Raw genomic sequence first — 13819 nt, forward strand, 5'->3', positions numbered from 1 at the left:
TGCCACGCGAGACGGTCGAGCGGCCCGATGCCGCGGCTCACTCCGGGTCGGGCCCGTCCAGCGGCCGGAGCAGGCGGTCGAGGAAGCGCCGCGTGCGCTCCTTCTGCGGCTGCGTGAACAGCTTCGCGGGAGCCCCGCGCTCGACGATCGCGCCCTCGTCGAAGAACAGCACCTCGTCGGCGACCTCGCGCGCGAAGCCGAGCTCGTGGGTGACGATGACCATCGTCCACCCCTCGTTCGCGAGTTCGCGCAGGACCTTCAGCACCTCGCCGACCAGTTCGGGATCGAGGGCGCTCGTGGGCTCGTCGAAGAGCAGCAGGTCGGGCTGCAGGGCGAGTGCCCGCACGATGCCCACGCGCTGCTGCTGACCGCCCGACAGCTCCGAGGGATACGCGTCGCGCTTCTCGGCGAGGCCGACGCGCGCGAGCAGGCGCTCGGCGTTGGCGACGGCCGTCGCCTTCGGCACCCCCTGCGCCTGCACGGGACCCTCGATCACGTTCTCGATCACGGTGAGGTGCGGGAAGAGGTTGTGGTGCTGGAACACCATCGCCGAACGGGCGCGGATCGCGCCGCGATCGGCCTTGGTCACCTTCTGCGCGAAGTCGACCCGCGGCCCGCCGTCGAACGCCACGACACCCTCGTCGGGCGTCTCGAGACCGTTCAGGCAACGCAGCACGGTGGTCTTGCCCGACCCCGAGGGACCGATCAGCACGAGCACGTCTCCGCGGCGCACCTCGAGATCGACGCCGTCGAGCACGCGGTTGGCGCCGAAGCTCTTCGTCAGCCCCGTGACCGTCAGCAGCGCGGGGGTGGGATCAGTGGGCGACATGGCGGTCCAACCTCTTCTCGAGGGCGTTCTGCGCGAACGACAGCACCAGGCAGAACAGCCAGTAGATGAGTGCCGCCTCGAGGTAGACGGCCATGAATTCGTACGAGAACGCCGCGATGTTCTGCGCCTGGCGGAACAGCTCCGACACGAGGATGAGGGATGCCAGCGACGAGTCCTTCACGAGCGAGATGAAGGTGTTCGACAGCGGCGGCACCGACACCCGCGCGGCCTGCGGGAGGATGATGCGCGTCAGCGTCTTCGCCGGCGACAGCCCGACGGTGTGGGCTGCCTCCCACTGTCCGCGCGGGACGGAGAGGATCGCCGCCCGGATGACCTCCGCCGCGTACCCGCCGACGTTGAGGGAGAAGGCGATGACGGCGGCGGGGAACGGGTCGATCACGACGCCGACCGCCGGCAGACCGTAGAAGATCACGAACAGCTGCACCAGCAACGGCGTGCCGCGGATGATCGAGATGTAGAAGCGGGCGAATCCCGACAGCACCACGTTCGGCGACAGCCGCAGGAGCGCCATGAGCAGCGCGATCACGAGACCGATCGCGAAGGAGGCCAGCGACAGCGGGATCGTGCCCGTGATCCCGGCCACCACCATCGGCCAGAACGAGTCGAGCAACAACGTCCACAGGTCGTTCATGGGCCTCCTTCTTCGTTCGGGGCGCGCGTCTCACGCGAGCACGGATCATCCGCCTCTCACGCTAGGGGGTGCGAGGCGGATGATCCGTGGGGTTTACAGCGCGTGGATGCGCCGGGGGTGTCACTGGGTGACGTCGGCGCCGAAGTACTTCTCGCTGATCTGGGTCAGCGTACCGTCGGCGCGCAGCTCCTCGAGGGCCGAGTTCACGGCATCCGCGAGCTCGTCCTGCCCCTTCTTGAAGGCGAAGGCGCTCTCGGAGGTGTCCTCGGTCTCGGCGGCGATCTTCAGGCCCGTGGGGCTGTTGGTCTTCTCGTAGTCGAGGTAGGTGAGCTGGTCGTTGATCGTGGCATCCACGCGGCCCTGCTTGAGCAGCGCCACGGCCTGCGCCCAGCCCTCGACGGCCTCGACCTGGGCTCCGCTGGAGGTGGCCAGCTCGTACCAGTTGCTCGTGAGCGACTGCGCGGTGGTCTTGCCCGACAGGTCGGCGAAGCTCGAGATCGAGTCGTCGTCCTCGGTGGTCACGACCACTCCACGCGAGACGGTGTAGGGCGAGCTGAAGGTGTACTTCTCCTGGCGCTCCGGGTTGATGGACACCTGGTTGGCGATCACGTCGAAACGACCGGCGTCCAGGCCCGCGAAGATGGCATCCCACTGGGTCTCCTGGAACTTCACCTCCAGGCCGAGCTTGTCGGCGACGGCCTTGGCGATCTCGACGTCGAAGCCGGTGAGCTCGCCCGCACCCTCGTGGTACGAGAACGGGCGGTAGGTGCCCTCAGTGGCGACCGTGAGGGTGCCGCCCGAGACGAGGTCGTACTCGGAGCCGGCGTCGGACGAGGCGCCCGAGGTGGTTCCACCGCTGCAGGCGGTCAGCGCGAGGGCGCTCAGGCCCAGGGTGGCGGCGAGGACGGTCAGACGACGACGGGGCATAGCTGTTCCAGACATGTGTGATGTGGGGATGACGTTCAGGGGGTGCGGGCCAGGACGACCGCGACCCTCCAGCACAACACGTCGGCGTGTGATCGTCTTCCTGGATGACGTTGTGTTGCACGTTCGTGCACGGCGCGCACGCAGAAGCCCCGCCGGCACGAGGCGCGGCGGGGCTTCCGTGAGACGAACGTCAGACGATGGCGTTGACGTCCAGCGGGATGCCGGGACCGAAGGTGGTCGAGACGGCGCCCTTCTGGATGTAACGGCCCTTCGAGCTGGACGGCTTGAGGCGGACGATCTCCTCAAGCGCGGCCTTCAGGTTCTCGTCGAGCTGCTCGGCCGAGAACGAGGCCTTGCCGACGACGAAGTGCACGTTGGCGTGCTTGTCGACGCGGAACTCGATCTTTCCGCCCTTGATCTCCTCGACGGCCTTGGCCGGGTTGGGGGTCACGGTGCCGGTCTTGGGGTTCGGCATGAGCCCGCGGGGTCCGAGGACCTTACCGAGGCGTCCGACCTGGCCCATGAGCTCGGGCGTGGCGACGGCGGCGTCGAACGAGGTGTACCCGCCCGCGACCTTCTCGATCAGCTCGGTGCCACCGACCTCGTCGGCGCCGGCGGCGAGGGCCGCCTCGGCCGCGGGGCCGTTGGCGAAGACGATGACGCGCGCGGTCTTACCCGTGCCGTGGGGCAGGATGACCGTGCCGCGGACCATCTGGTCGGCCTTACGGGGGTCGACCGAGAGCTTCAGTGCGACCTCGACGGTCGAGTCGAACTTCTTCGAGCCGGTCTCCTTCGCGAGGGCGACGGCCTCGGTCGGGGTGTAGAACGTGTCGGCCGCGATCTTCTCAGCAGCGGCGCGGAATGCCTTGGACTTGGTAGCCATTGTTATCTCCCTCAGTCCTCGACCGTGATGCCCATGGAACGGGCGGTGCCGGCGATGATCTTCGAGGCGGCCTCGATGTCGTTCGCGTTCAGGTCGGGCTGCTTCGTGGTGGCGATCTCGCGGACCTGGTCCTTGGTGAGCTTGCCCACCTTGACCGTGTGGGGCGTCGAGGAGCCCTTCGCGAGGCCGGCGGCCTTCTTGATGAGCTCTGCAGCCGGGGGCGTCTTCAGGATGAACGTGAAGCTGCGGTCCTCGTAGACGGTGATCTCGACGGGGATGACGTTGCCGCGCTGGGCCTCGGTCGCCGCGTTGTACGCCTTGCAGAACTCCATGATGTTGACGCCGTGCTGACCGAGCGCCGGACCGATCGGCGGCGCGGGGTTGGCCGCGCCCGCCTTGATCTGGAGCTTGATCAGGCCGGTCACCTTTTTCTTGGGTGCCATATCCTTTTCCTCTCTCGAGCGGGACCCTCGCGGTTCCCTCTCTCCCGCACGCCCGGCGGTTCCGGGCAGCGGTCGTCGCGCGCCGAAGCACGCAACCTTGCCATCATACGCGACGCGGCGCCTTCCGGCATCCCGCGCCCTCCCCTCCCCCAGCGTGCGTCGTCGCCCGTGCGCGCCCGGCCCCATGTGCCGATAAACGCCGTGCGTGCCGAGACACGGCGCGACGCCAGGCGCGAGATCGCGGCGCGGAACGGCGAACGCCCCGCGCGGCCGGGGCCGGGCGGGGCGTTCGCGGGACGCGCGGGGCGTCAGACCATCTTGGTGACCTGGTCGAACGACAGCTCGACCGGGGTCTCGCGCTCGAAGAGCGAGACGAGGACCGTGAGCTTGCCGCTCTCGGGCTTGATCTCGCTGATCGTGCCGGGAAGACCCGCGAACGAGCCCTCCTTGATCGTGATCGTCTCGCCGGCCTCGAAGTCGACCTCGGCGGGGATGACGCGCTGAGCGGTCGGGGCGCCCTTGGCCGCTCCGGCCTTGGCGGGAGCGGACTCCTTGACCTCGACCAGGCTCTTCAGCATGGTGAAGGCCTCCTCGAAGCGCAGCGGGGTCGGGTTGTGGGCGTTGCCCACGAAGCCGGTGACACCGGGGGTGTGACGCACGACCGACCAGGTGTCTTCGTTGAGGTCCATGCGCACCAGCACGTAGCCGGGGATGCGCACGCGGTTGACCATCTTGCGCTGGCCGTTCTTGATCTCGACGACGTCCTCCATCGGGACCTCGACCTGGTAGATGTCGTCCTCGACCTCGAGCGTCGACTTGCGCTGCTCGATGTTGGCCTTCACCTTGCGCTCGAAGCCGGCGTAGGAGTGGATGACGTACCACTTGCCCGGGAGCGATCGCAGCTCGGCGCGGAACGCGTCGTAGGGGTCGACGTCTTCGTCGTCGGCGGAGTCGGCGTCTTCCGGCGCCTCCGCGGCGTCGGCGGGCGACTCGGACGCCTCGGCCTCGTCGACCACACCGGCGGCCGCGTTGACCTCGTCGACGAAGTCCTCGTCGAGCACGGGCGCGTCGGGCTCGCCGTTGACGTCGGGACCGTCGTAGGGGGTGACCTCGTCGGCGGCCTCGGCGGCCTCTTCGGCCTGCTCCTCGGCCAGGGAATCGGTGAGCACCTCGGCTGCGGCCTCGGCCTCGCTGGTCTCGTCGATCTCGAGAGCGTCGTTCACGATCGCGTCCGCCTCCGGGTCGGTGATGTCGAGGTCGCCGAGATCGGCGTCGTCTGTGTCGGTCTCGTCGTCGACGATGTGGACCGCGGTGTGCTCGGCCGAGTCGGAGGCGCGCTCCTGGGACTCGAGCACGTTGCCCTCCTGGGCCTCGTCGTCCTCGCTGGACTGCTCGGCGGCCGTGGCCCAGTCGGCGTCGTCGACATATCTTTCAGACACTGTGATCTCTTCCGTTCAGAGGCGGCCGCTCTTGGCGCCGCGCGTCCGCCCAGACGCCGGTCAGGCGCCGGCGGTACCGGGGACGCCGAAGACGGCGGTGGTGATCCACACGAACAACACGTCGAGGCCGTAGACGATCGCCATCATCACGACGACGAACCCGAGGACGACGGCGGTGAACTTGATCAGTTCCTGCCGCGTGGGGGTGACGACCTTGCGCAGTTCCGCGAAGACCTGACGAATGAAGAGGGCGATCCGCGCGAAGAAGTTGAGCTTCTTCTCGCGGGGCGCGCCGCGGTCTGCGACGACCTCGCCCTTCGCCTCGTCCTGCGTCATCGAACCACCTAGGTCTCTGTCTGTGCCAGCGTGCGCTGTGCGCAGGGCGGACAGGAATCGAACCTGCAACCTGCGGTTTTGGAGACCGCTGCTCTGCCAATTGAGCTACCGCCCTAAGATCCCGAGGGATCCAGGATGCGAAACCGGCGCGCTTCCGCCTGGAATTCCTCGGGGAGGGATGCCGCGTACCCGAGGGCACAGCGAAAGAATGCAGATTTCGACTGCACTCCCCAGTCTATGCCATGTCCCCCGGCCTGGCGAACCGGACCGGGGGACACGGCACGTCACGGGTGCCGCCGCGACCCGTTCAGAGGATGCGCTGGCTCAGCACGGAGGCGGTGCCGGTCGGCTCCCCCGGAGCGCCCTGGACCAGACGGATCTCGACCTCGTCGCCGCGTGCGAACGTGCCGCCGGGGTACATCGTGGTGTTCGTGGCATCCTTCGCGTACCCCATGTAGTAACTGACGCCCCGGTAGGTCTCCCCGATGTAGCGATCGTTCACGAACACCATGACGCGCCGGTCTCCGTCGGTCAGGTTCCGCGACGCCGCGTACGTCAGGTGCCCCTGATCGTCGAGCGAGAGCGTCGCGGCGGTGTCGGCCAGCACGGCCTGCTGGACGCGGGTGGTCGCGGCCGAGGCTCCCCCGCCGGGCGCCCCGTCGCTGATGCCGACCTGCACGAGAGCCCCGCGGGGGACGTTGGCGTAAAGGGTCATGGTGCCGTCCGCGTTCTCGCCGATGCCCGCGTAGTAGTTGGTGCCGTCGTAGGTCTCCGCAACGTATCGCCCGTCGGCCCACACCATGACGCGGGTCTTCGAGCCGAAGAGGTTCTTGCCGATCGTGATCTTGGCGACGCCGTCCTTCGCGACGACGTCTCCGATCACCTCGGGGGCGATCGCCGCCGCAGCCGAGCGCAGAGCGGCGTAGCCGCCGGTCGGAGACGCTCCTGCCGTTGCTTGCCACGAGCCGATGCCCACCAGTCGTCCGCCCACGAGAAGCGGTCCCCCGGCATCCGATTGCAGGGCGGGAGCATCCTTCGTGCCGACCTGGATGACGTCCCCTCCGCGTCGCGCGTCGGCTCCCACCGTCGACACGCTCACCTGCGAACGAGACGGCGAGAGTGCCCCCGGAGTGCCGACGGTGTAAGCGGTCGCGGTGTCGCCCTCCGTGGGTGCGCCCGTGAGATCGAGCGAGGGGTACGCGCTCAGCGGCCGGGGCGTGGAGAGGTGGAGCAGACGGATGTTGCCGGAGGCGGCATCCACCGTCCTGTCGACCGCGATCGCGGGGGCGTCGGCACCCTCGGCCCCGACGAACCGCACGCGGGCCGTCGGGCAGCTCTTCGACGTCAGCACCCACGACTCGCTGATCGCGGTCCCCGAGCACATCTGCTCGTCGTCCTCGACCGCGGTGAGCCAGTCGACCCCGGCCGGCTTCGCGGTGCTCGCGCTGCGATTGGTGAGTCCGTTCATCACGGGGGCCGTCTGGATGCAGAACTTGTTCGTCGACCGGCTGTTGCACAGGATGATCGCGCTGCGGATCGGACCGTTCTCCTGGGAGGGCAGCGTGACCGTCGACGGAGCCGTCCAGGACTTTCCCGTGTCCTTGACGGTGTAGGTGACTGTGCCCGTGACCGTGCGGATGGTCTGCGCGTAGGCGGCCCACGCGTACCCTCCGGCGGGCGTGGTGATGTGGAAGGTCTGATCGATCGACTGCGTGTCGGTCCAGCTCTTGTTGGCATTCCACGACATCTCGACGGTCCACTCGGTCTTGGCGAAGCCGAGGGCCCCGGCCTCGACCTTCAACGAGAACCGCGAGCCCCAACCGAAGCTCACGGTGGCCGACTTGATGTGCTGGACCTTCATCTCCTCCGGTTGGTCGATCTGGTCGTAGTTGAACCCCGTCAGCCCGACGAGCTCGGGAGTGCTCAGCGTCCCTCCCGAGACGCCGCCCAGCAGGAACCCGCAGGTGACGATCTTCGCCTCCTCGCACTGCGTCGCGGCGAAGCGGGTTGCGCGGTCCTGGATGGCGTCCTTAACGGCCTGAGCCTGCGACGGGTCGACCGCGAAGGCCATGAACTTCTGCCAATTCGACGACGACTTCTTGCAGCCCCGCGGAAGGATCTTGCTCCGCGGGCCCGTCTCGCCCATCGAGACGTCCATACAGCGATCGTCCTTCGATCCGTCCGACCACCCCACCTTGCGGATGGCCCAGGAATTGGCGTAGTCCTGGTTCTGGAAGTACCACCGCTCGGCCACGGAGCCCGTGCACGGGCCGGTCCCGAGCCACACGGGGACGGTCGTCTCGGGGATCGGCTCCCAGACGAGGCACTGGTCGCGGTAGTCACGGATGTAGACCGAGCCGTCGCCGGCATCCTGGATGTTGAACGTCGCCTTCTCGGGAGTGTCCAGCGGCTCCATCCCGACCGGCGCGGATGACTCCGAGGAACCGCGCGAGGTGAGATAGTCCCGTCCGTTGACGTTGGGAAGCCGCACGCCGCAGATGTCGTAACCGCACGGGGTCGACGGCGTGGGCTGAGCGGGGACCGATGGCGAGGGAGAGCTCGACGGCAAGGGCGGGGGCGACGGGAGCGACGTCGCCTGAGCCGGTGACGCGACGGCCAGACCGGCGACGAAGAGCACGGACAGGACGAGCGCCAGCAGACGTAGGGCACGCTGCGGCGACAGCCGGACGGAGGACGGATGCAACGGATACTCCTTCGGGAAAGGCTGCCCGAGTCGACAGCGCCCGAAGTGTTCCAGTCGCGGATGACGCCCTCCCGACCCGCGGGCGGCCGATCCCCGCGCCACGTCCGGAAAGTCGCGGTGGACGCCCGCCGATCTCACCCGTGGTGCACCCCACGACCCGCCCGATGCCTCACCTCGACCTCACGACCGAGGATGGCGAGGCCCGCGCGCAGACGTCCCCCGGCCCGGCGAACCGGACCGGGGGACGTCAGAGCGATCAGATCGTGCGGATGAGCTTCTTGTTCACGAACTCGTCCGCGGCGAGCAGTCCCATCTCGCGCGAGGTGCCGCTGCGCTTCACGCCGCCGAACGGCAGTTCGGGAGAGTCGGCGAGCACGACGTTGACGTAGACCATTCCGGCCTCGATCTTGTCGGCGATGCGCTGGGCCTGCTCGGCATCCGTCGTGAAGACGTAGGACCCCAGTCCGTAGCCGGTGTCGTTGGCGAGCTCGACGGCCTCGTCTTCGCTCGAGACGCGGTAGACCGTGCCGACGGGGCCGAAGAACTCCTCGCCGTACGCGTCCATGTCCTTCGTGACGCCGGTGAGCACCGTGCCGGGGTAGAAGGCGCCGTCGCGCGTGCCGCCGACCTCGACGGTGGCGCCCTGCGCGACCGCGCGCTGCACCTGCTCGTCGAGGCGCTCGGCCGCGGTGAGCGAAGACAGCGGGCCCAGCACCGTGTCATCGGCGAACGGGTCGCCGACCTTCGCCTCGCCGAGCGCGGCGGTGAACTTCGACAGGAAGCCGTCGTAGAGGTCGTCGGCGACGATGAAGCGCTTCGCGGCGTTGCACGACTGGCCGTTGTTGTCGAGGCGCGCGTCGACGGCGGCCTGCACCGCGGCATCCAGGTCGTCGGTCGACAGCAGGATGAACGGGTCGGACCCGCCGAGCTCGAGGGCGACCTTCTTGAGGTTGCGGCCGGCGATCTCGGCGACCGCGGCACCGGCGCGCTCGGAGCCGGTCACCGACACGCCCTGCACGCGGCGATCGGCGATGATGGTCGCCGCCTGGTCGTTGGTGGCGCGGATGTTGACGTAGGCGCCGTCGGGAAGTCCCGCATCACGGTAGATCGCCTGCAGCGCCTCGGCCGACTCGGGGCACTGGGGTGCGTGCTTGAGCAGGATCGTGTTGCCGACCGCGAGGTTCGGGGCGGCGAATCGCGCGACCTGGTAGTAGGGGAAGTTCCACGGCATGATGCCCAGCAGCACGCCCAGCGGCGAGCGGCGGATGACCGCGGTGCCCTCGCCCAGGATGTCGAGCGGGGTGTCACCGGTGATCTTGTCGATGTTGTCGGCGTAGTACTCGGTGATGTCGGCGGCGAAGTCGACCTCGCCGAGGGCCGCCTCCAGCGGCTTGCCCATCTCGCGCACGATGATCGCGGCGAGCTCCTCGCGGCGTTCGCGGTGCAGCTCGGCCACGCGCCGGATCGCGGCGGCGCGGTCAGCGGGCGCGGTGCGCGACCACACGCGGTACCCGTCGTGAGCGGAGGCGATCGCGCTCTCCACCCCGGCGTCGGTCAGGGTGTCGTACTCGGCGAGGGTCTCGCCGGTGGCGGGATTGACGACGGCGTAGTCGCTCATGATGCTCCTTTTCGTTTCGTTGTCAGCTGGTGCGGTCAGACCGTGCGGCGGCGGCGGGCGCTGGCGGGCGCTTCCCGTCCCAGGGTCTCACCGCGGAAGAAGGCGGGGCTCGCGATGCGCTGCGCGATCATCAGCACGATGCCGACGACGATGATCACGACCGTGATGACGAACACCAGACCCACTCCCCCGATCTGCGAACCGGATCCGTAATCGGGGTTCGCGCTGTCGATGAGGGTCGTCACGAACAGCACGGCCAGGATGACGCCACCCACGAGCGGCGCGAGGAGGGTGAGGAAGACGTTGCGCACCGAGTCGAACCACTGCTTGCGGAAGTACCAGACGCAGGCGAACGCGGTCAGGCCGTAGTAGAAGCAGATCATCGCCCCGAGCGCCGTGATGGTGTCGGTCAGCACGTTCTCGCTCAGCACGCGCATGATCGCGTAGAAGGCCGATGCGACGATCGCCGACACGATCGTGGCGTACCCCGGGGTGAAGAAGCGCGGGCTGACCTTCGCGAATTTCCGGGGCAGGGCGTCGTAGTGGGCCATCGCGAGCAGCGTGCGCGCGGGACCGACGAACGTGGCCTGCAGCGACGACGCGGAACTGGTCAGCACGGCGAGCGAGACGAGGAACGCCAGGGGCCCGAGGATCGGGCCGGAGAGGTGGAAGAACACGTTCTCCTGGATGTCTTCGTTGCCGAGCCCCAGCTCCCCCGTGCCGTTGCCGGCGAACATCAGCAGCGCGACGGCGATGAACAGGTACAGGGCGACGATCAGGAACACGGTGACGGTGGCCGCGCGCCCGGGCGTCTTGTCGGGGTCCTTCGTCTCCTCGTTCATCGTGAGGATGACGTCCCACCCCCAGAAGATGAAGATCGACAGCGAGAGTCCGGCGGCGAACGCGCTGAAGGAGTCGACCTCGAACGGGTTGAACCACGACGCCTGGACGGGACTCGCGTCGAAGGCGTTGCCGTTCATCATCTCGATCACGGCCGCGCCCGCGAACACGAGCAGCACGAGGATCTGGAACCCGACCAGGCCGTACTGCAGACGCTGCGTGGTCTGCAGGTCGCGGTACGACACGATCGTGGCCAGCAGCATGAAGAGCAGGCAGACGGCGACGTTGACGGGCACGATCCGCGTGATCTCGGCGATGTCCGGGTTGCCGGAGATCTGGGCGATGAGCAGGAACAGGAAGTCCACCGCGATGCCGGCGAGGTTCGACAGCACGATGACGGTCGCCGCCACCAGCCCCCACCCGGCCATCCAGCCGACCCAGGGCCCGAAGGCGCGAGCCGCCCAGGTGAACGAGGTGCCGGCATCCGGCATCCGGGAGTTCAGCTCGCGGTAGCCGAGCGCCACCAGGAGCATCGGGATGAAGCCGACGAGGATGATCGCCGGCACCTGGAAGCCCACCGCCGAGACGGTGGGGCCGAGGGCGCCGGTGAGCGTGTACGCCGGGGCGATGGTCGAGATGCCGATGACGACGGCGCCGATCATGCCGATCGAGCCGACGCGCAGGCCCTTGTTCGAGATGCCGGTGGTGACGGCGGCGTCGGGTGCGGGGCTCGCGTCGTTGCGAGGGCTGGTCATGAGGAGGCCTCCGAGGTGCGGGGCACCACGATCATGGGGACGGGCAGGGCGCGCAGGATGCGGCCCGCGGTGGAGCCGAGGAACAGACGCCGCGGCTGGGCGAGGCGGCTGGAGCCGACGAGGGCGATCTCGCCCGGCTGCCACTCGAGGCGCGAGACGGCGTCTTCGATGTCGTCGCCGGTGCCGACGACGGCCTCGGCCGCGATCTCGTCGGGAAGCGAGGCGCGCACGGTGTCGAGGACGCCCGCGGCGTGGGTCTGCCCGGTCAGTCGCGTCAGGCCCGCGTCAACACGGTCCGGGAGGTCGACGCCCGCGAGGGAGAGCAGCCGCAGCGGCGCGTGGGAGCGCCGCGCGACGCCGATCGCGGTGTCGAGCAGCGCCTGGGCCCCCGGTCGGGTGCCGATGGCGGCGGTGATGCGCGGCAGCCCCGCGGCCGGATCGATCTTCCGCGCCCCCTCGGGCGCCAGCGCGACCGGGACGGGCGCGGAGTGGACGAGCTCCTCGGCGGTGGTGCCCAGGCGGTGACGACCGCGGGGCCCACCGGCGCCGGTCCCCACGACGATCACGCCGGCGTCGAACTCCTCCGCCGCCGCGACGAGCCCATCGGACACGGCCTGCGCGTAGCGGACGTGACCCCGGATGCCGGACGGGTCGCCGAGTTGCGCGAGGGCGTCGCGGAGCCAGCCGCGGGCGGTGTCGGCGACGAGGCGGTCGTAGCTCGCGGCGGAGGGGATCGAGACGTTGTTCTCGGGCGAGGGCAGCACGACCACCGCGTGCACGGGAGCGCCGAGCGCCGCCCCGAGACGCGCGCCGAGGGCGAGCGCATCCGCGCCGGCGTCGGTCGCGGTGTACCCGACGACGACGCGGTCGCCGGTCACCCGCGCGTCCGTTCGAGGATCTCGTCGGCGGCGCGGTGGCCCTGACGGATCGCGCCGTCGACGTGCTGGTACCCGGCGCCGGCCATGTCGCTGCACGCGAGGTGGATCGGCCCGACGGGCTGACGCTGATCGGCGCCGTAGCGGTGGAGCCCGCCCAGGTCGAAGCTCGCGGCGTACGCCCCGCGGGTCCACTCCTCGGTGCCCCAGTCGCTCTCGTAGTAGACGACCGGGTTCTTCGCCTCGGGACCGTAGTAGTGCGAGAGCGACTCGAGGATGCGCTCCTTGCGCTCCGCGGCGTTGAGGCGGAACAGGTCGTCGGCGTTCTGGTCGGACACGAAACCCACCAGGGTGCCGCGCTCGTCGCCGTGGTTGGTGTTGTCGTACGCCTCGTGGCACAGCTCGTAGGGGCTGAAGACGGTGCCCGACAGGCCCTTGTCGCGCCAGAACGGCGTCTCGTAGACGGCGTGCACCTTGATCACGAAGCCCATCGAGATGTGCTGGTGCATCTGGTGCTGCAGGCGCGGCATCGGCGGCTCGAACGAGATGCGCGAGTAGAGCACGGGGGCGAGGGCGAGGATCGCGAAGCGCGCGCGCACGGTCACGCCGTCGGCGATCACGGTGACGCCCGTGGAGGAGGCGGTCGCCGCCTCGACGCGAGCGGTCAGGGCGCGCAGGTCGTCGACCCGCTGACCCGTCGCCGCGTTCGCGACGCGCTCGGGGGCGGCGGAGGCGTCGCCCCAGACGATGCGGCGCACCGGCTGATTCAGCAGGACGTCATCGCCCAGACGCTCGGCGAGCAGCTCGGGCACCTGCTGGAGTCCCCCCGTGACGCGCTTGTCGAGGATGAAGTCGGCGTCGACGAGGTGGGAGTACGAGCCCGCGGATGCCGCCATGAGCAGCGACTGCAGGAGCGAGAACGTGTGCGTGGGCTTGGTGAGCATCGCCGAGCCCGTCGCGAACGCGAGGTTGCGCACGGCCTCGTCGTCGTCGGTCTGCTGACGCAGCCAGGCGTCCCACGAGATCTTGTCCCACTCGGCGGCTTTCGGGTGCTCCCACGGCTTGTCGGGGTCGATCTCGGCGACCATGGCATCCAGGCGCGCGGTGATCTCGTCGATGACCTTCTCGGTCTCGGGCGCGACGGGGAACATCTCCCCCGTGAAGCGCTTGGCCTCGCCGTCGGGGCCGACGTACACGCTGTCGCCCTCGCGGTAGCGGCTGTAGGTGGACAGGCCGAGGTCTGCGACGGTGTCGATGAGCGCGGTCTGGTCGGGAGAGACCCACTGACCGCCGAGCTCGAGCATCGCGCCGTCGACGACGTCGGTCCACAGGCGTCCGCCCACGCGATCGCGGGCCTCCAGGACGGCGACCGACAGGCCGGCCTTGCGCAGGTCGTTGGCCGCGGTGAGACCGGCGGCGCCGGCCCCGATCACGACCACGTCACGGGTGATGTCGTCCATGGGCACTTCCTTCGTTGTGTCGTTCACGTCTTCGTGGGTGGCCCCGACGGCGGCGGAG

The 13819-nt window shown here is 69.2% G+C and carries 12 protein-coding genes and 1 tRNA gene; all 13 read right to left on the minus strand.

What is annotated here, in order from left to right; genetic code table 11:
* Nucleotides 1–37: 37 nt before the first annotated feature.
* Nucleotides 38–829, minus strand: a complete 792-nt coding sequence (locus Q0818_RS09185) for an amino acid ABC transporter ATP-binding protein (protein WP_298873773.1) — start codon at nt 827–829, stop codon at nt 38–40.
* Nucleotides 816–1481, minus strand: coding sequence for an amino acid ABC transporter permease (locus Q0818_RS09190; protein ID WP_298873774.1), 666 nt, complete (start codon nt 1479–1481; stop codon nt 816–818). The genes Q0818_RS09185 and Q0818_RS09190 overlap by 14 nt, the downstream gene beginning before the upstream one ends.
* A 120-nt stretch (nt 1482–1601) precedes the next feature.
* On the minus strand, nt 1602–2408 hold the full coding sequence (locus Q0818_RS09195) for an amino acid ABC transporter substrate-binding protein (RefSeq protein WP_298873775.1): 807 nt from the start codon (nt 2406–2408) through the stop codon (nt 1602–1604).
* A 190-nt stretch (nt 2409–2598) separates the two neighbouring features.
* Nucleotides 2599–3291 (minus strand): 50S ribosomal protein L1, encoded by a 693-nt coding sequence (gene rplA / locus Q0818_RS09200; protein WP_298873776.1) that lies wholly within the window; start codon nt 3289–3291, stop codon nt 2599–2601.
* 11 nt (nt 3292–3302) lie between these two features.
* Nucleotides 3303–3734, minus strand: a complete 432-nt coding sequence (gene rplK, locus Q0818_RS09205) for a 50S ribosomal protein L11 (protein WP_013585556.1) — start codon at nt 3732–3734, stop codon at nt 3303–3305.
* Nucleotides 3735–4042: 308 nt separating this feature from the next.
* Nucleotides 4043–5173, minus strand: a complete 1131-nt coding sequence (gene nusG / locus Q0818_RS09210; protein ID WP_298873777.1) for a transcription termination/antitermination protein NusG — start codon at nt 5171–5173, stop codon at nt 4043–4045.
* A 60-nt stretch (nt 5174–5233) separates the two neighbouring features.
* Nucleotides 5234–5509: a preprotein translocase subunit SecE gene (gene secE / locus Q0818_RS09215; RefSeq protein WP_298873780.1), complete on the minus strand. Its 276-nt coding sequence runs from the start codon at nt 5507–5509 to the stop codon at nt 5234–5236.
* Nucleotides 5510–5551: 42 nt separating this feature from the next.
* Nucleotides 5552–5624, minus strand: a tRNA-Trp gene (locus Q0818_RS09220).
* Between the two features lie 192 nt (nt 5625–5816).
* Entirely contained in the window at nt 5817–8213 is a 2397-nt protein-coding gene (locus Q0818_RS09225) for a trypsin-like serine protease (RefSeq protein ID WP_298873782.1), read from the minus strand.
* A gap of 256 nt (nt 8214–8469) precedes the next feature.
* Nucleotides 8470–9831 (minus strand): NAD-dependent succinate-semialdehyde dehydrogenase, encoded by a 1362-nt coding sequence (locus Q0818_RS09230; protein ID WP_298873784.1) that lies wholly within the window; start codon nt 9829–9831, stop codon nt 8470–8472.
* Between the two features lie 35 nt (nt 9832–9866).
* Nucleotides 9867–11426 (minus strand): APC family permease, encoded by a 1560-nt coding sequence (locus Q0818_RS09235; protein WP_298873786.1) that lies wholly within the window; start codon nt 11424–11426, stop codon nt 9867–9869.
* A complete protein-coding gene (locus tag Q0818_RS09240; RefSeq protein ID WP_298873788.1) occupies nt 11423–12304 on the minus strand; it encodes a universal stress protein in 882 nt (293 codons plus the stop codon). The genes Q0818_RS09235 and Q0818_RS09240 overlap by 4 nt, the downstream gene beginning before the upstream one ends.
* Nucleotides 12301–13761: an NAD(P)/FAD-dependent oxidoreductase gene (locus Q0818_RS09245; protein ID WP_298873790.1), complete on the minus strand. Its 1461-nt coding sequence runs from the start codon at nt 13759–13761 to the stop codon at nt 12301–12303. Before Q0818_RS09245 ends, Q0818_RS09240 begins: the two co-directional genes overlap by 4 nt.
* Between the last annotated feature and the right edge of the window lie 58 nt (nt 13762–13819).

It is taken from the genome of uncultured Microbacterium sp., assembly GCF_947489255.1.
GTDB lineage: Bacteria > Actinomycetota > Actinomycetes > Actinomycetales > Microbacteriaceae > Microbacterium > Microbacterium phycohabitans.

Coding starts and splice junctions, on each gene's coding strand:
- rplK (WP_013585556.1), bottom strand. CDS start 3,734: ATGGCACCCAAGAAAAAGGTGACCGGCCTGATCAAGCTCCAGATCAAG.
- Q0818_RS09190 (WP_298873774.1), bottom strand. CDS start 1,481: ATGAACGACCTGTGGACGTTGTTGCTCGACTCGTTCTGGCCGATGGTG.
- secE (WP_298873780.1), bottom strand. CDS start 5,509: ATGACGCAGGACGAGGCGAAGGGCGAGGTCGTCGCAGACCGCGGCGCG.
- rplA (WP_298873776.1), bottom strand. CDS start 3,291: ATGGCTACCAAGTCCAAGGCATTCCGCGCCGCTGCTGAGAAGATCGCG.
- Q0818_RS09245 (WP_298873790.1), bottom strand. CDS start 13,761: ATGGACGACATCACCCGTGACGTGGTCGTGATCGGGGCCGGCGCCGCC.
- Q0818_RS09230 (WP_298873784.1), bottom strand. CDS start 9,831: ATGAGCGACTACGCCGTCGTCAATCCCGCCACCGGCGAGACCCTCGCC.
- Q0818_RS09235 (WP_298873786.1), bottom strand. CDS start 11,426: ATGACCAGCCCTCGCAACGACGCGAGCCCCGCACCCGACGCCGCCGTC.
- Q0818_RS09185 (WP_298873773.1), bottom strand. CDS start 829: ATGTCGCCCACTGATCCCACCCCCGCGCTGCTGACGGTCACGGGGCTG.
- Q0818_RS09195 (WP_298873775.1), bottom strand. CDS start 2,408: ATGCCCCGTCGTCGTCTGACCGTCCTCGCCGCCACCCTGGGCCTGAGC.